At 67.2% G+C, this 19,120-nt stretch carries 18 protein-coding genes; 5 read left to right on the top strand and 13 right to left on the bottom strand.

Translation table 11 applies throughout. The annotated features are described in order from the left end of the window. Positions 1-52: 52 nt before the first annotated feature. The 12 genes from clsB to AC1HFW_RS21910 form a co-directional block, all read right to left on the bottom strand. A complete protein-coding gene (clsB, locus tag AC1HFW_RS21965) occupies positions 53-1,264 on the bottom strand; it encodes a cardiolipin synthase ClsB (RefSeq protein ID WP_006391984.1) in 1,212 nt (403 codons plus the stop codon). Next, positions 1,261-2,127, bottom strand: a complete 867-nt coding sequence (locus AC1HFW_RS21960; RefSeq protein WP_006391985.1) for an endonuclease/exonuclease/phosphatase family protein — start codon at positions 2,125-2,127, stop codon at positions 1,261-1,263. Before AC1HFW_RS21960 ends, clsB begins: the two co-directional genes overlap by 4 nt. 291 nt (positions 2,128-2,418) lie before the next feature. Next, a complete protein-coding gene (gene aspS, locus AC1HFW_RS21955) occupies positions 2,419-4,206 on the bottom strand; it encodes an aspartate--tRNA ligase (RefSeq protein WP_061072946.1) in 1,788 nt (595 codons plus the stop codon). 40 nt (positions 4,207-4,246) lie between these two features. Beyond that, positions 4,247-4,909 carry a DUF502 domain-containing protein gene (locus AC1HFW_RS21950; protein WP_006391987.1) on the bottom strand — a complete coding sequence of 221 codons (663 nt, stop codon included), beginning with the start codon at positions 4,907-4,909 and terminating at the stop codon, positions 4,247-4,249. Between the two features lie 17 nt (positions 4,910-4,926). Next, entirely contained in the window at positions 4,927-5,241 is a 315-nt protein-coding gene (locus AC1HFW_RS21945; RefSeq protein ID WP_006391988.1) for an FmdB family zinc ribbon protein, read from the bottom strand. 245 nt (positions 5,242-5,486) lie between these two features. Beyond that, a complete protein-coding gene (locus tag AC1HFW_RS21940) occupies positions 5,487-6,770 on the bottom strand; it encodes a putative Na+/H+ antiporter (RefSeq protein ID WP_006391989.1) in 1,284 nt (427 codons plus the stop codon). Between the two features lie 127 nt (positions 6,771-6,897). Beyond that, positions 6,898-7,794, bottom strand: coding sequence for a DUF6999 family protein (locus AC1HFW_RS21935; protein ID WP_116520426.1), 897 nt, complete (start codon positions 7,792-7,794; stop codon positions 6,898-6,900). After that, entirely contained in the window at positions 7,791-9,722 is a 1,932-nt protein-coding gene (locus AC1HFW_RS21930) for a StlD/DarB family beta-ketosynthase (RefSeq protein WP_061072945.1), read from the bottom strand. The genes AC1HFW_RS21935 and AC1HFW_RS21930 overlap by 4 nt, the downstream gene beginning before the upstream one ends. Before the next feature lie 35 nt (positions 9,723-9,757). Continuing rightward, the gene (locus tag AC1HFW_RS21925; protein ID WP_006391992.1) at positions 9,758-10,666 is read right to left on the bottom strand and encodes a fatty acid desaturase; all 909 of its coding nucleotides are present in this window, start codon (positions 10,664-10,666) and stop codon (positions 9,758-9,760) included. Continuing rightward, positions 10,650-11,426: a sterol desaturase family protein gene (locus AC1HFW_RS21920; protein WP_006391993.1), complete on the bottom strand. Its 777-nt coding sequence runs from the start codon at positions 11,424-11,426 to the stop codon at positions 10,650-10,652. Before AC1HFW_RS21920 ends, AC1HFW_RS21925 begins: the two co-directional genes overlap by 17 nt. A gap of 124 nt (positions 11,427-11,550) precedes the next feature. Continuing rightward, a complete protein-coding gene (gene dapA, locus AC1HFW_RS21915; RefSeq protein ID WP_479285204.1) occupies positions 11,551-12,444 on the bottom strand; it encodes a 4-hydroxy-tetrahydrodipicolinate synthase in 894 nt (297 codons plus the stop codon). A 307-nt stretch (positions 12,445-12,751) separates the two neighbouring features. Continuing rightward, on the bottom strand, positions 12,752-13,237 hold the full coding sequence (locus AC1HFW_RS21910) for a GAF domain-containing protein (protein ID WP_479285203.1): 486 nt from the start codon (positions 13,235-13,237) through the stop codon (positions 12,752-12,754). A gap of 168 nt (positions 13,238-13,405) precedes the next feature. On the opposite strand from AC1HFW_RS21910, the gene AC1HFW_RS21905 reads away from it, so the two are divergent. The 5 genes from AC1HFW_RS21905 to AC1HFW_RS21885 all read left to right on the top strand — a co-directional run bounded on the left by AC1HFW_RS21905 (position 13,406) and on the right by AC1HFW_RS21885 (position 18,254). Further along, positions 13,406-14,608: an aminotransferase-like domain-containing protein gene (locus tag AC1HFW_RS21905; protein WP_006391996.1), complete on the top strand. Its 1,203-nt coding sequence runs from the start codon at positions 13,406-13,408 to the stop codon at positions 14,606-14,608. Positions 14,609-14,707: 99 nt separating this feature from the next. Beyond that, positions 14,708-15,634 (top strand): 4-hydroxybenzoate octaprenyltransferase, encoded by a 927-nt coding sequence (ubiA, locus tag AC1HFW_RS21900; protein WP_006391997.1) that lies wholly within the window; start codon positions 14,708-14,710, stop codon positions 15,632-15,634. A gap of 70 nt (positions 15,635-15,704) precedes the next feature. Continuing rightward, complete coding sequence (locus tag AC1HFW_RS21895; RefSeq protein ID WP_006391998.1) at positions 15,705-16,115, top strand: DUF1090 domain-containing protein; 411 nt, start codon at positions 15,705-15,707, stop codon at positions 16,113-16,115. A gap of 419 nt (positions 16,116-16,534) precedes the next feature. Further along, positions 16,535-16,930, top strand: a complete 396-nt coding sequence (locus tag AC1HFW_RS21890; protein ID WP_081105113.1) for a DUF4148 domain-containing protein — start codon at positions 16,535-16,537, stop codon at positions 16,928-16,930. Positions 16,931-17,135: 205 nt separating this feature from the next. After that, complete coding sequence (locus AC1HFW_RS21885) at positions 17,136-18,254, top strand: saccharopine dehydrogenase family protein (RefSeq protein ID WP_479285202.1); 1,119 nt, start codon at positions 17,136-17,138, stop codon at positions 18,252-18,254. An 87-nt stretch (positions 18,255-18,341) separates the two neighbouring features. Here AC1HFW_RS21885 and glcC read toward each other — a convergent pair whose 3' ends face one another. Further along, entirely contained in the window at positions 18,342-19,100 is a 759-nt protein-coding gene (gene glcC, locus AC1HFW_RS21880) for a transcriptional regulator GlcC (protein WP_479285201.1), read from the bottom strand. Positions 19,101-19,120 lie beyond the last annotated feature (20 nt).

Raw genomic sequence — 19,120 nt, 5'->3', positions numbered from 1 at the left:
GAGTGAAGGCTGCCGCCTTCCAATCCGGCAGTTTACCGCCGCGGCCGCCGGATCAATACTTGTCCGACGTCCCCGTCAGCGCCACCCCGATCCGCAGCAAGGTATAGGACGCCGCGTCCACCCAGCGCCGCACCCAGCCGCGCCGCTGGTAGTCCAGCGGCCGGATGAAACGCCCGCCCGCCTGGATGGCCGCCTCCAGCCGCTCCTGCAGGTCCCAGGCGAACGGCTGGTCGTCCACCACCACGTTGGCTTCGCGCGCCAGCAGCAGGCTGAAGGGGTCCAGGTTGGACGAACCCACCGTGGCGACGTTGTCGATCACCGCCACCTTGGCGTGCAGATAGCTCGGCATGTACTCGTAGATCTCGATGCCGTCACGCAGCAGCTGGTCGTACAGTGAGCGCGTGGCGTGGTACTGCATGCGGTATTCGACCTTGCCCTGCAGCAGCAGCCGGACCCGCACGCCGCGCGCGGCGGCCTTGGCCAGGGCGCGGCGGAACTGACGGCCGGGGAAGAAATAGGCGTTGGCGATGAGGATGTCGCGCCGCGCCTGGGTGATGCCGTAGAGATAGGCGCGTTCGAAGGTCTGGCGGAAACGCAGGTTGTCGCGCAGCACCAGCGCGGCGCGCAGGTCGCCACAGGGCGCGACGTGCGCGTGGCTGGGCTTGGTCAGCCGCATGCGGTTCCAGTCGCGCGGATGGCGCCGCAGGCGCGCCCAGTTCAGGCGGACCCACAGCAGGTCCTGGGCGTAGGCCGCCTCGGTCACCAAGGGGCCGCGCACCTGCACCGCGAAATCGAAGCGCGGCGCCGAGATGCCATCGGTGGGATCGAGGTCGTCGTAGTCGTCGATGATGTTGATGCCGCCGATGAAGGCGACGCTGCCATCGACGATGGTGACCTTGCGGTGCAGCCGCCGCAGGCGGCTGCGCGAGGGAATGAACCGGGCGAACCAGCGCGGTTCCGGGCGGAAGACGCGGCATTGCGCGCCCGCGCCGGTCAGGCGCTCACGCAGGGTGTCCACCGTCTCGGCCGCGCCGAAGCCATCGAGCACCACGCGCACCTTGACGCCGCGCGCGGCCGCCGCCATCAGGCAGTCCAGCACCTTCAGGCCGGTGCGGTCCAGCATGAAGATGTAGGTTTCCAGGTGGACGCTGGACTGCGCCGCGTCGATCGCCTGGCACAGCGCCGGGAAAAAGTCGGTGCCGTTCTGCAGCAGCCGGATATCGTTGCCGTCGGTCCACTCCAGCCTGACCTGCTCGGCCTTCACGGGAGTTCCAGCTCGGCCAGCAAGGGGGAATGATCGGACAGCCGCGCCCATTCGCGGCCGCGCAGCACGCGCGCGCTGCGCACGGCGAAGCCGCGCTGGTAGATGCGGTCCAGGCGGAACCAGGGGAACACGGCCGGGAAGGTGCGCGGCGGCGGCAGCAACAGGCGCGAGCTGCCGTCCATGCCGAGCTGGTTGTTGCGCTCCAGCACCGACACGCCGCTGTTGGGCAGGCCGCGCAGCGCGTTGCTCAGACGCTTGACCGAATCGCGCAGCCGCGGCAACTCGCCGCCATGGCTGCGCGGCGCATGCGAGAACACCTCGTACAGGCCCAGCTGCTGCACGAACAACGGCGCCAGCCGGTCGCCCCAATCATTGAAATCGCCGGCGATCAGGATCGGCTCGCCGTCGGGCACCATGCGCCGGATGCGCTCGGTCAGCGCCAGGATCTGGCGGCTGCGGCTGCCGGCGAACAGGCCCAGGTGCACCACGAAGCAATGCACCGACCGGCCGTCGAGCTCGATGGTCGCGTGCAGCAGGCCGCGCTGCTCCAGCCGGTGGTCGGAGATGTCCTGGTTTTCGTGGTCAAGAATGGGAAAGCGCGACAACAGGGCGTTGCCGTGGTCGGTCTCGTGGCGGATCGCGTTGCGGCCATAGGCCACGTCCAGCTTGAGCGCGGCGGCCAGCGATTCGTGCTGGGCGTCGAGCAGCGATTTCTGCTCGTTGCGGCCCTGCACTTCCTGCAGGAAGACCAGGTCGGGGCGCAGGCCATACAGGCCCAGGCGCAGTTCATTCAGGGAGTCGCGGCGGCCCAGCGCCGAGCGGCCCTTGTGGATGTTGTAGCTGACGACACGGATGAGCGACATGGAAGAGATGGCGCCTCTCAAGACAGTGAAACCGCCCGCCGCGGCCCACAAAAAAAGGAGCCCCGGCAAGCGCCGCCAACCCAGGCGGCGTCTGCCAGATTACTCCAATTCCATGCCCCCTTCCCACCTCGGAGACACCCTGAAACGAGAGTGTCCACGCCGGGCGGGGCGCCAGAAAGCCCAAGCCACAAGCCCGAGACACCATCCCTAGCCAGGCCGCCGGGATCCGGCTCCGCCGGTCCCGCGCGGCGCCCCCTTGAGGGGGAGCGCCGCAGGCGCTCGGGGGTGGGCCTACTTCGCTTCCGCGTTGCGCAGGCGGATGTGCAGCTCGCGCAGTTGCTTCTCGTCGACTTCCGACGGCGCCTGGGTCAGCAGATCCTGGGCGCGCTGGGTCTTCGGGAAGGCGATCACGTCGCGGATCGATTCGGCGCCGGTCATCATCGTGACGATGCGGTCCAGGCCGAAGGCGATGCCGCCGTGCGGAGGCGCGCCGTATTGCAGCGCGTCCAGCAGGTAGCCGAACTTCTCGCGGGCTTCCTCGGCGCCGATCTTGAGCGCGCGGAACACCTTGCTCTGCACTTCCTCGCGGTGGATACGGACCGAACCGCCGCCGATTTCCCAGCCGTTCAGGACCATGTCGTAGGCCTTGGCGAACGCCTTGCTGGGATCGGTCTCGAGGAAGTCCTCGTGGCCGTCCTTGGGGCTGGTGAACGGATGGTGGGCGGCGGTGTAGCGGCCGTCTTCCTCGTCGTATTCGAACATCGGGAAGTCGACCACCCACAGCGGCTGCCAGCCGGCGGTGAACAGGCCGGTCTTCTTGCCGAATTCGCTGTGGCCGATCTTCACGCGCAGCGCGCCGATGGCGTCGTTGACGACCTTCTCGCGGTCGGCGCCGAAGAAGATGATGTCGCCGTCTTGCGCGCCGGTACGCTTGACCAGTTCGGCCAGGGCGGCGTCATGCAGGTTCTTGACGATGGGCGATTGCAGGCCGTCGCGGCCCTTGGCCACTTCGTTGACCTTGATGTAGGCCAGGCCCTTGGCGCCGTAGATGCCGACGAACTGGGTGTAGGCGTCGATCTCGCTGCGCGACATCTCGGCGCCACCGGGCACGCGCAGGGCGACCACGCGGCTGCCGGGCGCCGTGGCGGCGGCGGCGAACACCTTGAAGTCCACGTCGCGCATGACGTCGGTGATGTCGGTGAACTCGAGCTGCACGCGCAGGTCGGGCTTGTCCGAGCCGTAGCGACGCATCGCTTCGGTCCAGGTCATGATGGGGAACGGCGCGGCCAGGTCGACGCCCTGCACCACCTTGAACACGTGGCGGATCATGTTCTCGAAGATCTCGCGGATCTCGAACTCGTTCAGGAACGAGGTTTCGCAGTCGATCTGGGTGAACTCAGGCTGGCGGTCGGCGCGCAGGTCTTCGTCGCGGAAGCACTTGGTGATCTGGTAGTAGCGGTCGAAGCCCGACACCATCAGCATCTGCTTGAACAGCTGCGGCGATTGCGGCAGCGCGAAGAAGTGGCCGGCGTTGACGCGCGAGGGCACCAGGTAGTCGCGCGCGCCTTCGGGCGTGCTCTTGGCCAGCATCGGGGTCTCGATGTCGATGAAGCCCAGCTGGTCCAGGAACTTGCGGGTCTCGATCGAGACGCGGTAGCGCAGCATCAGGTTGCGCTGCATCTGCGGACGGCGCAGGTCCAGCACGCGGTGCGTCAGGCGGGTGGTTTCCGACAGGTTGTCGTCGTCCAGCTGGAACGGCGGCGTGACCGACGCGTTCAGGATCTCGACTTCCTTGCACAGCACTTCGATTTCGCCCGAGGCCAGCTCGGCGTTGGCGGTGCCCGCCGGACGCTCGCGCACCAGGCCGGTGACGCGGATGCAGAATTCGTTGCGCAGGCGCTCGGCGGTGGCGAAGGCGGCGTTATCCGGATCGAACACGATCTGCGCCAGGCCCGCGCGGTCGCGCAAGTCGATGAAGATGACCCCGCCGTGGTCGCGGCGGCGGTTCACCCAGCCATACAGGGTGACGGTCTGGCCGAGATGGTCGCGGCAAACCTGGCCGGTGTAGCAGGTACGCATCGGGATAACTCCGTTGTGTGCTTGGTAGTAGCGTAAAGGGTTACAGGTCGACGCCCGGCGCGCGCTGCGCGTCCGGCGTCGGAGCGGGCGGCGCCGGCCGGGCGCCCGGCATGGCCGGACCCGGGGCGACGACGCCCATGGAAACGATGTACTTCAAGGCCGCGTCCACGCTCATCTGCAGGTCCACCGTGTCGGCACGGGGCACCATCAGGAAAAAGCCGGACGTGGGATTCGGCGTGGTCGGCACGTACACGCTGATGTGGTCCCCGGGCAAGCGCTCGGCCACTTCACCGCTGGGCGTGCCGGTGACGAATGCGATGGTCCAGCTGCCGGCGCGCGGATACTGCACCAGCACCGCGCGGCGGAACGCCTGGCCGTTCGGGGCCAGCACGGTATCGCTGACCTGCTTGACCGAGTTGTAGATCGAACGCACCAGGGGAATGCGGCCCAGCAGGTTTTCCCACTGGTCCACCATGGTACGGCCGATCAGGTTGGCCGCGAAGATGCCCGTCAACAGCACCACCACGATGACCAGGACGAAGCGGAAGCCGGGAATGTCGACGCCGAACAGCGATTCGGACGACAGGAAGCCAGGCACGAACCCTTCAAGGGTGGCGACCAGCAAACCCAGCACCCACACCGTGATGACCAGGGGAACCCAGATCAGCAGGCCGGTGATGAAGTACTTTTTGATGACGCGCATTCGCATCGCGCGCGTGCTCAGGAAGTGGTGGCCGGTCCCGCGGCGGGCGCGGGGGCAGCGGCCGGAGCCGGTGCGCTGGCGGCCGGCGCGGCGCCTTCAGCGGGCGCCGACGGGGCGCTGGCGCCGGTGGCCTGCTGGCCGCCGCTGCCATTGCCACGGAAATCGGTGACGTACCAGCCCGAGCCCTTGAGCTGGAAGCCAGCCGCGGTCACTTGCTTGGAAAACGTGCTCTGGCCGCATTCGGGGCAAACCGAAAGCGGCGCGTCGGAAATCTTCTGCAGAACGTCTTTGGCATGGCCACAGGCGCTGCACTTGTAAGCGTAGATGGGCATCGAGGGCTCCCAGGCGCGGGCCCGGTATATCTATGACCGTCGGCCGGACACTGCGCGAAACCAGGGGCGCGAGGGTCCTCCAACAGGAGGCCCCGGGGCCGGAACTGGCTTGGACCGGACAACGGCCGGGCACGGCCGGAAAAATACGGGAAAGTCTTGAATTTTAGCGGTTTTTCGTGAAAGGCCGGCGGCACCCCCGCGACGGGGCGCCCAGGGGCTCCGCCGAGGGTGCGCGCCCCGCTCGGTCAGACGGGCAGCAGGAACATCAGGGCAGCCACCAGCGTCGGCCCCAGGGCGGACAAAAACAGCCGTCCGGACGAGATGCTGCCGTCCGGGAAATGATTTTTCAGGATGGCGAAACCGGCCGGATTCGGCGCGTTGGCGATCACCGTCAGGCCGCCCCCCGTCACCGCGCCCGCCACCAGCATGTAGCGCCAGGCCTCGCTGGTGCCTTCCACCAGCGACCCCAGGTAGGTCAGCGCGGCATTGTCGGTGATCGCCGTCAGGGCGGTCGCGCCCCAGAACAGCACGAACGGCTCCAGCCCGCCCAGCAGGTCCTGCAGCCACCACTTCTGCAGGCCGCCCAGCACCACCAGGCCGGCCAAGAAGAAGCCCACCATCAACCCCTCCTTGATGAGCAGGCGGTTCTGGTGGCGCTTGTAGGCCTCGGCAAAACCGATGAACATCATCAGCAGGCCCAGGAAGATCGCCGGATGGTGGGCGCTCAGCACCACCGCCACCAGGAACACCAGGTGGATCAGCATCACCAGCGCCGGCACCGGCGGCCGGTTGTCCTTGCCTTCGGGCGCGTCGACCCCGCCGCCCGTGCCCACCGAGCGCTCCAGCAGCGCCTTGCGGCAGATGAAGGTCAGCAGGCCGGCATTCAGGCACACCGCGACCGCCGCGCGCCAGCCGAAATGCTGCGCCATGAAGGCCGAATCCCAGCCGAAGGTGGACGCCACCATCAGCACCGGCGGCGCCGCGTACGAGGTCAGCACCCCGCCGATGGAAACGTTGACGAACAGCACGCCAAGCGTCAGGTATTTGAAGCCGGCGCGTCCGCTGGTGCGGAAATAGGCATCGCGCAGCAGGATGGCCGCCAGCGTCATGGCCGCCGGTTCGGTGATGAACGAGCCGCCCAGCGGCACCAGCGACATCACCACGAAGAAGGTCGCCAGTTCCCGTGGCAGAGGCAGCACGCGCGCCGTGCCGCGCACCAGCAGCCCCACCAGCTCCAGGATCGGCCGGCTGGCCGCCACCACCATGATGGTGAACACGAACAGCGGCTCGGTGAAGTTGCGCGTGTCCATGTAGCCGATGGCCGCGGACGGCCCCGACAGCGCCGCCATCGCCACGATCAGGGCGAACGCCCACACCCCGAACACCGCCTCGACCTCGGCCAGCAGGTGCCAGAAACCGGCATGCGGCCCGCCGCGATGGGCCAGGCGGGCGAACATGGGAACGGAAAAGGTGTGCAGCACCGCCACGACGAACAGGAGTGTGGCGATGACTTCTATGGGCTGAGGCATCGAAAGCGCTTCCGGAATGGGAATCCGGGCCACGCGCACGCGGTCCCGAATCGGCGGACAAGGGTCGCACTATAGCGTAGCGACCTCGCCTCGCCCTACAGGGACAACACCAGGATCCGCCCGTTTTTCAGGCGATCGGCGCGGGCGGCTCGCCGCCCTGCTGCGCGTCGCGCATCTCCATCAGCAGGCTGTGCAGCATCTCGGTCGACAGGCCGTGCAGCACCAGGCGGTAGCCGGCGCGCAGCGTCGACATCGGCACCAGCGGATGGCTGTTGTTGACCAGGATCAGGTGCTGCGGCGCGCCCAGCAGCTTGGCCGCGTAGATGCCGATGGTCTCGTCCAGCTGCAGCGAATTGGCCGCGCGCCAGAAGTCGTTGTCGGTCAGCATCAGCTGGTACAGCGGCGTGAACAGTTCGATGGCGCTCTGCAGGTCGAGGAAATTCAGCTTGCCCTGCGGCATGTCCTCGAGCTTGAGGCCCGGATCGCGGATCATCGAGAAGTCGACGCGCTCGGGCGCGTGCATCTCCACGCCGGCATCGCGCAGCGCCTGGTTCAGCCGGATCACGAAGTTGAACAGATTCAGGTCGTGCTTGACGAACAGTTCGTCCTTGAGATCGTCGATCTCCATCGGCTCGAGCGGCGTGGTGGCCACGCGCACCGGCGAATTGGCCGCGATGAACGCCAGGATCTGCGCGCCCAGGTGGAAATGCCGCAGGATCAGCCAGTTGGCCTCGGGCGACACGAAGCGCTTCAGGCCCCACGCCAGGATGCGATGCAGCAGCCGCGAATGCGACCAGCGGCGCGGCAGGAAGGTCTTGATGACCTGGATCAGGATGATGAAGGCGCGCGCCAGCGGCCGCAGGAACGGCAGCAGGTACTGGCGCGAGCCGCAGCTCGAATCGGTCAGCCAGGCCTTCTTGACCTTGTCCGGCAGCGGCGTGCTGCGGTCCAGGTACAGCGCCAGCCACGGGCTCGGATCGGCGGGATCGTGCCCCTTGGCAAGGAATTCGGGTTCCTTGTTCATGCGGCGTCATCCTCCATCACGTGATGAAACTGCATCAGGTACAGCGCGGCGGTGCGGCGCGCGGTGTCGACGATGCGCTGCTCGGCGCGGCCGTCCTCGTCGCAGTCCAGCGCCAGTTCCACCGCGGTCAGCCAGCGCGCCAGGTGGTTCTCGTCGTTGTGGCCATGGTATTCCAGGAAGCGGAAGGCGTCCGGCGGCAGCTTCAGGCTGGCCTTGAGCAACGGCAGCAGGGCCGGCACGATGCGCTGGCCGGTGCCCTCGATGATGTAGATGGCGCCCAGCAGCCCGATCGGGTCGCGCGTGGCGGCCAGGCTGTGCAGATAGGCGTTGAGCGCCTCGCCGCCGGGGTTGCGGCGCAGCGCGTCGATGTTGTCGATGGCGCCGCCGGCCGTGCGGTAGTCCTGGAACAGGATCTGGAAGTCGTTCTGCTCCTCGCCGGCGTGCATGTCGATCAGCGCGGCCAGCGGCTGGTACTGCTCGGTCAGCGAGGCCGCGCCTTCGCGCATCCACTTGCTGCCCTCGCGCACCTGCGGGATCCAGTTCTCCATCCAGTTCAGGTAATCGGCGGTCTCGAAGCGGCGGTTGCGCAGGCGCCGCACCACCGGCGTGCGCCAGACGCGCGAGCGGTAGTCGTGCCAGATCGCCGCCAGTTCGGTCAGCAGCTGGCCCAGGCCCTGCGGCGCCATGTCCGGATCGTGCGGCGGCGCGATGGCGTCGGCATCGGCGCTGTGCGCGTCCTCGCGCCCGGCCACGGCCGGCGTGGCGCCGACGGCGACCGACGGCGCGGCGTCGTGCGCCGCCTCGGCTTCCAGCAGCATGTAGGCCGCCATGAAGCGGCCCGACTCGGGGATGTAGCAGAAGATCTGCTCGCCCGGCTTGATCTCGCGCGTTTCCAGGAACTCGGCCAGCATGATGAGGATCGACGCCGCGCCGGTGTTGCCGCGCCAGGCCAGGTTGCTGAACCAGCGCTCGCGCGGGATCACCAGGCCGGCCTTCTCCATCAGGTCCTCGACCACCGGAATGAATTTCTCGGACGAGTAGTGGCACAGGAAGTGATCCACCTGGTCCGGATCCAGCCAGCCGTCGCGCACCAGCTTGGCGTACTCGTGGATGCCGATGTCGAACAGGTGCGGCAGCAGGCGGATGTCCTGGCGCAGCGACAGCGCGCCATCGGCCTCGGCCTCGTTCCACGACGGGTAGTCCAGGTGGCCCTTCTGGCGGTCGGCCGACAGGCCCAGCTGCATGCAGACCGGATAGTCGCCCGAGAACGAACGCTGGTGCACCCACTTCAGGCGCAGGCGCACGCCCTGGGACGCGCCCGGCAGCGGCCGGCCGCCGCGTCCCAGCAACAGCGCGCCGGCGCCATCGGACAGCATCCAGCGCAGGAAATGCGCGTCGAAGTCGGCGTCGTAGCCGCGCGCGGCGAAGCGCGAGCGCTTGAACAGGCGCGACGGCAGTTCCGCCGCCACCGCCAGCGCGCTGGCGTGGCCGCCCATCTCGACGCCCTGCGCCGCCACCTGGATCGCCGACACGCCCGCGGCACAGATGCCGTGCACCGACAGCGTCTCCATCGGATGCGCGGCCAGCTCGCCCTGGATCATGTTGGCGAAGCCCGGCATCAGCGCGTCGCCGCCCGACGAGCCGCTGGTCAGCAGCGACACGTCCGCGAGGTCGCCATCGTTGCGCCGCAGGCAATCGCGGATGGCGTTGGCCGCCAGCTGCGCATTGGTGAAGACGGTGGCACCCTCGGCATCGATCGCGTAGTAGCGCTGCTTGATGCCGTTCTCGGCCAGGATGCGGCTCTTGATGCGGCTGGACATGCGGTTCAGCGGCGCGATGTAGCTGTCCATGGCCTCGTTGGACACGGGTTCGCCCGGCATGAAATAGCCGGCGCTTTCCAGGTAGACACGATTGAACGCGATAGGCATGGCGGGTCTCTAGTGGCAGGTATGGGGTTGCGGCGCTAGCGCACGTGCTCGGGCGCCATACAGGAACGGCTGCGAAAGCGCGGCAGGAAGGTGCCCAGCACGAACACGCGGAACATGTACGGCGTCAGGCCGCCTTCGTTCAGCGCGGGCGTCACGCGGGCCCGGTAGTGGTCGCGGTGCAACCGGGTCAGTTCGGACCAGTGCGCGCGCGGGCTCTCGTGGTGCGCGGTATGCAGGCCGATGTTGAACAGCAGCGGATTGACCAGTCCTTCGAAATTGCGGGCATAGTTCAGGCCCGCCACGGCGCGCGGCCCGCCATCGGCGTGCGCGTGCTGCAGGTAGTTGGTGGCCAGCAGCCAGTGCAGGCCATGCAGTTGCGGAATGATGACGAACACCAGCGCCTTGACCGGATTGATCGCCAGCAGGCCGCCCCACAGCCCCAGCCAGGCGCCGTACTGGCACATGCAGTAGCGCCACGCGCCCGGCCAGTGCCGACGCAGCCGCCCGAGCCAGGCGAAGAACAGCGGATACAGCACCCACACGGCCTGTACCGGATGGATCAGGTAGCCCCACAGGTGATTGGTGTCGCCGCCGAAGCGATAGGTGCGCGCCACGTCGCGCGCGCCGTGCTTGAAGCGGTGATGGTTGGCCACGTGCGCCGGATAGAACACGAAGGTGGGATGCCCCTGCAGCAGCGTGATCCAGAAGTCGGTGGCACGGTTGCTCCAGCGGCCATGCCACATGCGGATGTGCGTGTGGTTGTGGTGGATCACGCCGATGCCCAGCGTCAGGAACAGCATCAGCGCGTACAGCGGCCACCAGAAGCCGTGCAGCCACTGCCACGCCGCCAGGGCGGGCAGCGCGGCCAGGTAGGCCAGGCTCTGCCAATCGCGCCGGTTGCGCAGCGCGGGCAGCCGGCGCCGCTTGCTAAGCCCGTCCGCCAAGCGATTCTCGCTGCCGGAAAGCCTCCAGCTGGGACGTCGCCGCCTCGGCCTTCAGCCGGGTGCGGAACAGTCGGTCCATGAAGGTGAACTGGAAGCCGAAATTGCCGTTGTAGCAGGCATGGTGCAGGTGATGCCGGCGGCTGGCGGCGAACCAGTGCGAATACGACACGTTCGGGAAGAAATCGTAGTTGGCGTGGCCGATGCAGTTGAAGAACAGGCTGAACAGCGGCACCGACGCCAGCGACCAGAAGCTGAAATCATGCACCACCATCGGCAGCATGATCACGTTGCCCAGCATCAGCGCCTCGATCGGATGGAAGCTGTAGGTCGAGAACGGCGTGGTCACCACCGAGCGGTGGTGCGGCAGGTGGAAGCGGCGCAGCAGCTTGGTGTGCAGCAGCCGGTGGTTGATCCAGAAATGCACGTCGTTCCAGGCCACCAGCGCCAGGATCTCCAGCGTGATCTTCTGCCAGCTGGCGTCCGGATCCAGGTGCGCCCAGCCCAGCTGCAGCAGGCCCCAGGGAAAGATCATGCCGGTGCCGAACAGCAGGATCGACACGCCCGACTGCGTGAACTCACGGCGCAACTGGCCCGGCGCCAGCGGCCGCGGATCGAGCGGCCGGCCGATGCCCAGCGCCGGCAGGATGTGCTGGGTCAGCAGCCAGGTGGCCGCGCCGAAGAGCAGGTAGATGCCGCCGAAGAACAGCAGGCCCGCCAGCATGACCTGCCAGGCGGACAACGCGACAAAAGCTTGGGCCATGAAGGTTTTGTTTCACCCCGGAGAATGGCCGCATCATAAGCAATCCGTCAGCCTCGCGGGGAGACATTTATTACAAAATGAATCCGGCCGCCACAAAGCTGCTGACCCCGCCCGCAACTTCCCGCTATTGGCAGGGAAACTGCCGGTTCAGGCCCGCTACCGCCGCGTCCATGCGCCGCGCCAGGGCCGCGCTGGCCGCCGGCATGGGCTCGCGCAGCTCGTCGCTGAGCAGGCCCTGGCGCCCCAGTTGCGCCTTCACCGGGCCCGGATTGGGTTCGGCGAAGGCCAGCTGGATCACCGGCGCCAGCGCCTGGAACAGCTTGCGCGCCAGGTCCAGCTGCTGCGCCCGCACCGCCTGGTACATGGCCACGAACAGGTCGGGGCGGATATGCGCGGCCGCCGCGATCAGGCCGCTGCCGCCCAGGCACAGCAGCGACAGCGATTGCAGGTCCTCACCCGCCAGCACGTTCATATTGCCGTCGGCGATCAGCGCCAGGGTCTTGTCGAGCGAGCCGCCGCAATCCTTGATCGCGGCGATGTTCGGATGCGCGGCCAGCGATAACAGGGTCGAGGTTTCCAGCGTCGTTCCTGTGCGGTACGGAATGTCGTACAGCACCAGGGGAAAGCGCGAGGCATCGGCCAGGCTGCGGAAATAGGCGGCGGCGCCGTCCTGGCCGGGCCGCACGTAGTACGGCGCCGGCGCCAGGATGCCGGCCAGCGGGCGGGTGCCGAACGCGGCCAGGCGCTGCAGCACGTGGCCCTGGTGATTGCCCGCCAGGCCCATCACCACCGGCATGGCGCCGGCCTCGTTCAGCACGGCATCCAGCACCGCCAGCTGCTCGGCGTCATCGAGCGCCGCGGCTTCGCCGGTGCTGCCGCACACGACCAGCCCGTCGACGCCCGCCGCCGCGAAATGGCGCACCAGGCGGCGCAGGGCCCCGCCATCGACGGCGCCGCCGGAAAACGGCGTCACCAGGGGAATCCAGACGCCTTGGAACAGGGATTGTTGAGTTTGCATGAACACTCCTTCGGTGTAAGCGGACCGTGGTTGGACCGTACAGAAGTGCTCGGGATACTGGGGGTGCGCGCGAAGGCGCCGTGGCGCCGCCGTGAGGCCGCTGTTCCGTCGCCCATCTGACGGAACAGCATGCTCCGGTCAGATGAGCGGCTGTTTTTTGGATTTCAGGCCGGCGCGAACCGTCGCCACGCCAAGGGCGCGGAACAGGAAAGCGGACGAGATGGCCTGGGGAATCATGAATGGAATAAAGGGTTGAAACCGGCCGCGGGCGACCGATGCGCAAATCTACCGGGCCGCCGCCACGCTGTCAACGCAGGCTGGCCAGGAAGATCGCGCACAGCGCTTCCATGCCCTGGCGGTCGTCTTCGTCGAAGCGGTCCGGCACCGGGCTGTCCACGTCCCACACGCCGATCAACTCGCCCTGGTGCACCAGCGGCACCACGATCTCGGAGCGCGAGGCCGCGTCGCAGGCGATGTGGCCGGGGAACGCATGCACGTCCGGCACCAGTTGCGTCTGGCGCTGGCTGGCGGCCGCGCCGCACACGCCGCGATTGAGCGGAATGCGCACGCAGGCCGGCTTGCCCTGGAACGGCCCCAGCACCAGCTCGATGCCGTCGAACAGGTAGAACCCCACCCAGTTCAGGTCGGGCAGCGCCTGGTAGGCCAGCGCGCTCAGGTTGGCGGCATTGGCGATGCGGTCGTGCTCGCCGTCGAGCAGGGCGCGGGCCTGCTTGGCCAGTTCGGCGTACAGCGCGGCCTTGGAGTCGGCGGCGATCGGGGCGGCTTCAAACATATGTATAAATGTAACTGTACAGGCGATTATCGGTGCAAGTGATTTTAGGGGTTGCCCGCGATAAAGGGGCCGCCTTGCTACGCTGTGGGACAATAGTTTACGCAGTAACGTCTTTACCGCCCCGTTGTCATCACCCCGTCACCCCCCTTCTTGATTAAGAAGCAAGCCATGGACAAGCCTCTCGAACCGACGTTCGCATTTTCCGAACGCGCCCTGCAACTCACCAGCTCCGCCATCCGCGAGATCCTCAAGGTCACCGAGCGCCCCGAAGTCATTTCGTTCGCAGGCGGCCTGCCGGCGCCCGGCGGCTTCCCGGTAGAAGTGGTGCGTGCGGCATTCGACAAGGTACTGTCCACCAACGGCCGCGCCGCCCTGCAATACGGTCCCACCGAAGGCTACGCGCCGCTGCGCCAATGGGTCGCCGAAGACCTGAACCGCGCCGGCGCCAATGTCGCCGCCGATCAGGTCCTGATCGTCTCCGGCTCGCAGCAGGCGCTGGACCTGCTGGGCAAGGTGCTGGTCGACAAGGACAGCAAGGTGCTGGTCGAAGACCCCAGCTACCTGGGTGCGCTGCAATCGTTCAGCCTGTACCAGCCCAAGTACGTGCCGGTGCCCACCGATGACGGCGGCCTGATCCCCGAAGCCATCACCCCCGAACTGGCCGCCGGCGCCCGCTTCCTGTACGCGCTGCCCAACTTCCAGAACCCCACCGGCCGCACCCTCAGCCTGGAACGCCGCATCGCGCTGGTCAAGCGCGCCGCCGAGCTGGGCCTGACCATCATCGAGGACGATCCCTACGGTGAACTGCGCTACGCCGGCGAACCGCAACCGGGCCTGATCGCCCTGGCCGCCGAATACGGCGCCAACGTCGTGCGCCTGGGCACGTTCTCCAAGGTGCTGGCCCCCGGCCTGCGCCTGGGCTACATCGCCGCCGCCCGTCCGCTGATCAACAAGCTGGTGCAGGCCAAGCAAGCCACCGATCTGCACACGCCCACGCTGACCCAGATGGCCGTGTACGAAATCGTCAAGGACGGCTTCCTCGAAGAGCACCTGCCCAACGTGCGCGAAATCTACCGCGCCCAGGGCAGCTGCATGCTGGAAGCCATCGCCCGCGAATTCCCCGCCACCATCAGCTGGACCAAGCCCGAAGGCGGCATGTTCATCTGGGTGACGCTGCCCGAGCACATCGACAGCACCAAGCTGCTGGAAAAGGCCATCGCCCAGAACGTCGCGTTCGTGCCGGGCGCGCCGTTCTACAGCGGCGCCGGCCGCGCCAACACGCTGCGCCTGAGCTTCGCCACCGTGCCGGAAGACAAGATCCGCACCGGCATCGCCATCCTGGGCAAGCTGCTCAAGGAATACACGGCCTGAAAACCGGGTCCTGACCACGCTTGACGGTCCACGGCCGGGCGCGATGCCCGGCCGTTGTTTTATGCTGTCGGCTTTCCTCCCTTTTCTTTCGCCGTGACAGTGAGCGCTCCGCAATCCTCTCCCGTCGACCTCAGCGACATTGTTTTCACCGACTGGGTCGAACGTTGGCTGCCCAAATCGTGGCGCCCCTACGCCCGGCTGTGCCGGCTCGACCGCCCCATCGGCACCTGGCTGACGCTACTGCCCTGTATCGCCGCGCTGATCCAGGCCGCCGGCGGCCTGCCCGACCTGCAACGCCTGGTGGTGTTCTCGCTGGGCGCGCTGCTGATGCGCGGCATCGGCTGCACCGTCAACGACATGTGCGACCGCGACTTCGACAAGCACGTCGAACGCACCCGCTTCCGTCCGCTGACCAGCGGGCAGCTCAGCATGCGTAATGCGGTCTGGTTTTTATTTGGCCAATTGGTGGTCTGCGGCTCGCTTCTTTTCTTCTTGAACGGCATGAGCCGCTGGCTCGCGCTGGCCGTGCTGCCGTTCGTTTTCATCTATCCGCTGTGCAAGCGCGTCACCTACTGGCCGCAGGTCGTCCTGGGCATCTGCTTCAACTGGGGCATGCTGATGGCCTGGTCGGATACGCAGAACCACGTGCCCCTGGCCGCCATCGCGATGTGGTTCGGCGCGGTGCTGTGGCAGGTGGGTTACGACAGCATCTACGCCTACGTCGATGTACGCGATGACCGCAGCCTGGGCCTGCATTCCACGGCCATGCGCTTCGGCGACCAGGGCAAGCTGTGGATCGGCGGCTTCTACCTGGCCACCGTGATTCTGTGGACCTGGGGCGGCTATGCCATCGGCATGTCGTGGGCTTATTACGTCGGCATGGCGGCGATCGCCCTGCACCTGGCGTGGCAGCTGAAAGTGTTCGACATCCAGCGTCCGGACCGCAATTTCAAGCTGTTCCGCGCCAACCTCTGGCTGGGTGCGATCCTGGTCGCGGCGGCGCTCGCGGGCACCCTGATCGGCTGATCCGGCGCATTGCGGACGCGCCATGCTTGGGAGATGATGGCCGTTCCGACACGCTTTACGGAGACTCCGCATGTCCGCACTGACCAAAACCCTGCTGGCGCTGGCCTCGGCCGGCGCCCTGTTGGGCGCCCTGCCCGCCCACGCCCAGGCCACCACCGATTGCTCCGCGCAACGCGGTTGCGCCGCCAAGTTCTGCCAGCTCGAGAACGAAATCGCCTACGCGCGCGCCAACAACAACACGCACCGCGTGGCAGGCCTGCAGAAGGCGCTGGCCGAGGCCAAGGCGAACTGCACCGACAGCCGCCTGCAATCGCAGCGTGAAGCCGACGTGCGCGACAAGCAGAACAAGGTGTCCGAGCGCGAAGACGAGCTCAAGGCCGCCCGCGCCAAGGGCAAGCAGGAAAAGATCGACAAGGCCCAGCGCAAGCTGGACGAAGCCCGCGCCGAATACGACGCCGCACTGGCCGACCTGAACCGCTGATCCCTCCTCCCTTGCCGTACCCGCCCCCGGAGCCACGGCTCCGCGGGGCACGTTCCTCGGCACGACTCCCCGCACCGCCCGCTGTCATCGCCCCGCCGCTCGCCTGCCGAGGCGCGGTTTGCTCGCGAACACCCGCTCTGCCTGCCCCGCCGGCCGGAGCCAACCCGCCCCTTTTCGTCCGCAGCCAACGCCACCGACCACTACCTATTGCGTCATCAAATGGAAATATCGCCACCTATGGTGCCATTCGGTAAGTTCCCAGGCGATTAGTATTCATTTTGGAAAGATGTTTTCAGGTAATAAGGGTTTATCCCAAGGTTATTTGAGCCGAGAATGCATCTCATCGGGACACAGCAAGCGACCCCCGGCAATCAGGCCAGAGGATCGGATCCCAAGCTCAAGACATATGGAGGTCTGCTATGAAAACCCTTGCTACCGCTTTGATGCTGTCCATGTCCGTTCTGGCCGCCGCTGGCGCCCAAGCCGCTGAAGCCGACCAAGGCCCGACGCGCGCCCAGGTTCAAGCCGAACTGCAACAAGCCAAGGTTTCCGGCCAATACACCTTCGGCGAAGAAGGCTACCCCGCCGCCATCGCCTCGAAGTCGAGCCTGACCGCGCAGCAAGTGCAGGAACAACTGGCCCAGGCCAAGAACGCCGGTGAAGTCACCTTCGGCAACATGGACTACCCGCCCGTCGCCCACGCCGCCAGCCCCACCGCGCTGAGCCGCAGCCAGGTCCAGACCGAACTGGCCCAAGCCAAGGCGGAAGGCCTGGTCACCTTCGGCAACATGGACTACCCCCCCATGGGCAGCTGATTGCACGGCCTGGCTACCAGGCCCCGGCAATCGCCCCCAAAGCCCTCCGGCCTCACCCGGGGGGCTTTTCTTTTTGACGTTTCGATCGTCAATTAAGTCATAACGACGTTACCTGTAGCCGTTACGACGCTTTGGTATCTACAAATCGACAGCGCTCGCGCATAGGATGGGGCCAACCCATCCCCCTCTATGCAGGAGCCGCACCATGTCCCCCTCCCCCAAGCCCATCCTCCTCCTGGGCGCCGGCAAAATCGGTTTCGCCATCGCCCTGATGCTCGAGCGCAGCGGCGACTACTCGGTCCTGGTGGCCGACCAGGATCCGGCGCGGCTGCGCGTGGTCGCGGAACTGGGTTGCGAGACGCGCCAGATCAGCGACGACGCGTCGCTGGCCCGCTGCATCGAGGGCCGCTACGCGGTCGTCAACGCCCTGCCGTTCCACCGCGCCATCGCGGTCGCGCAGCTGTGCACGCAGGCGGGGGTGCATTATTTCGACCTGACCGAAGACGTCGCCAGCACCCACGCCATCCAGGCACTGGCCGGCGACGCCCGCGCGGTGCTGATGCCCCAATGCGGCCTGGCGCCGGGCTTCATCGGCATCGTCGGCAACGCGCTGGCGCGACGCTTCGACACCTTGCTGGACCTGCGCATGCGCGTCGGCGCGCTGCCGCGCTACCCGTCCAACAGCCTGCGCTACAACCTGACCTGGAGCACGGAAGGGTTGATCAATGAATACTGCAATCCGTGCGAGGCCATCGTCGACGGCCAACTGACCAGCGTGCCGGCGCTCGAAGGCTACGAGACCTTCGCGCTCGATGGGGTCGAGTACGAGGCCTTCAACACCTCGGGCGGCCTGGGCACGTTGCCCGCGACCCTGCTGGGACGCGCCCGCAACGTGGACTACAAGTCGGTGCGCTACCCCGGACACTGCAACCTGATGAAGCTGCTGCTGAACGATCTGCGCCTGCGCGATCGCCGCGACCTGCTCAAGGACATCTTCGAGACCGCGATTCCCACCACCGAGCAGGACGTCATCGTCATCCAGGCGCAGGCCTCGGGCCACCGCCACGGCCGGCTGGAAGAAGAGTCCTATCCCATCCGCGTGTTCGGCGCCGACGTCGACGGCCACCGGCTCAGCGCCATCCAGCTGTCGACCGCGGCCGGCATCTGCGCGGCGCTGGATCTCGTGGCCCAGGGGGGCCTGCCGCAGCGCGGTTTCGTCGGCCAGGAACAGATCTCGCTGGAAGCCTTGCTGGCCAACCGCTTTGGCCGCGTCTATGCCGGCAAGCCGCTGGCCCTGGCCGGCGCCGTGACCGAAGACCGCTGAGCCTGGCGACGCGCGGCGGCGGCGCGGCCTCATCGCGCAGCGGGCTGGTCGTCGACCCGCCCGCTGCCCTGGTCCGCGCGGTGGCGCTCAGGTCCACCCTTCCAGGCGCAGCGTCGCCCGCACCAGGCGCTGCTCTTCCTGTTCGATCTCGGCCAGGTTTTGCCGCACGCTGTCGACGTGGTCGGCCGCGGCGCGGCGCGCCTGCTCCGGCTGGCGGCCGATCACGGCATTGAAGAGCCGCGCGTGCTGCTTGTCGATCTGGCGCTTTTCGGGCTCGCGGTGGTACAGGTTGTTCACACAGGCGAACACCGAACCGAGCATCAGGTCGTTGAGCGACTGCAGCGTGTGCACCAGCACCGGGTTGTGCGAAGCCTCGCAGATCGCCAGGTGAAAGGCATGGTCCAGGTGCGCATGCGTGGCGGTGTCCGCGGCCTGGGTGTTCACCATCTCGTCGTAACGGCGGCGGATCATGATGAAGTCGGCCTCGGTGCCGCGCAACGCCGCCAGCCGCGCCGAATCCGCCTCCAGCAGCGAGCGCACTTCCAGCAGGTCATACAGGGTGCGCGGCTGCGAATTGAACAGATGCATCAGCGGCCCGGCGTCCACCTTGGAAATGCGGGCTACGAACGAGCCCTTGCCCTGCGAGGTATGGATGATCTCGCGCGCGCGCAGCAGCTTGAGCCCTTCGCGCAGCGCGGTGCGCGACACGCCCAGCTTTTCCGTCAGCCGCCGTTCGGATGGCAAGGCCTGGCCCGCCTTCAGGACGCCGTCCAGGATCAGGCGCTCGATGCGCTCCGCCACCTCGTCCGCCACCTGGCGGGGTTTCGCTTCAGTTTCCGCGTGCATTGCGTTCTCCGGACCAGTGG

The sequence above is a fragment of the Achromobacter sp. ISS7 genome (assembly GCF_056523125.1).
The sequence above is the reverse complement of the archived record's forward strand: the minus strand, read 5'-3'. Positions and strand labels throughout refer to the sequence as shown.

What these genes read in the sequence shown, in the direction of transcription:
- AC1HFW_RS21960 (WP_006391985.1), bottom strand. Translation starts at nt 2,127, where the DNA reads ATGTCGCTCATCCGTGTCGTCAGCTACAACATCCACAAGGGCCGCTCG.
- aspS (WP_061072946.1), bottom strand. Translation starts at nt 4,206, where the DNA reads ATGCGTACCTGCTACACCGGCCAGGTTTGCCGCGACCATCTCGGCCAG.
- AC1HFW_RS21950 (WP_006391987.1), bottom strand. Translation starts at nt 4,909, where the DNA reads ATGCGCGTCATCAAAAAGTACTTCATCACCGGCCTGCTGATCTGGGTT.
- AC1HFW_RS21945 (WP_006391988.1), bottom strand. Translation starts at nt 5,241, where the DNA reads ATGCCCATCTACGCTTACAAGTGCAGCGCCTGTGGCCATGCCAAAGAC.
- AC1HFW_RS21940 (WP_006391989.1), bottom strand. Translation starts at nt 6,770, where the DNA reads ATGCCTCAGCCCATAGAAGTCATCGCCACACTCCTGTTCGTCGTGGCG.
- AC1HFW_RS21935 (WP_116520426.1), bottom strand. Translation starts at nt 7,794, where the DNA reads ATGAACAAGGAACCCGAATTCCTTGCCAAGGGGCACGATCCCGCCGAT.
- AC1HFW_RS21930 (WP_061072945.1), bottom strand. Translation starts at nt 9,722, where the DNA reads ATGCCTATCGCGTTCAATCGTGTCTACCTGGAAAGCGCCGGCTATTTC.
- AC1HFW_RS21920 (WP_006391993.1), bottom strand. Translation starts at nt 11,426, where the DNA reads ATGGCCCAAGCTTTTGTCGCGTTGTCCGCCTGGCAGGTCATGCTGGCG.
- dapA (WP_479285204.1), bottom strand. Translation starts at nt 12,444, where the DNA reads ATGCAAACTCAACAATCCCTGTTCCAAGGCGTCTGGATTCCCCTGGTG.
- AC1HFW_RS21910 (WP_479285203.1), bottom strand. Translation starts at nt 13,237, where the DNA reads ATGTTTGAAGCCGCCCCGATCGCCGCCGACTCCAAGGCCGCGCTGTAC.
- AC1HFW_RS21905 (WP_006391996.1), top strand. Translation starts at nt 13,406, where the DNA reads ATGGACAAGCCTCTCGAACCGACGTTCGCATTTTCCGAACGCGCCCTG.
- AC1HFW_RS21895 (WP_006391998.1), top strand. Translation starts at nt 15,705, where the DNA reads ATGTCCGCACTGACCAAAACCCTGCTGGCGCTGGCCTCGGCCGGCGCC.
- AC1HFW_RS21890 (WP_081105113.1), top strand. Translation starts at nt 16,535, where the DNA reads ATGAAAACCCTTGCTACCGCTTTGATGCTGTCCATGTCCGTTCTGGCC.
- AC1HFW_RS21885 (WP_479285202.1), top strand. Translation starts at nt 17,136, where the DNA reads ATGTCCCCCTCCCCCAAGCCCATCCTCCTCCTGGGCGCCGGCAAAATC.
- glcC (WP_479285201.1), bottom strand. Translation starts at nt 19,100, where the DNA reads ATGCACGCGGAAACTGAAGCGAAACCCCGCCAGGTGGCGGACGAGGTG.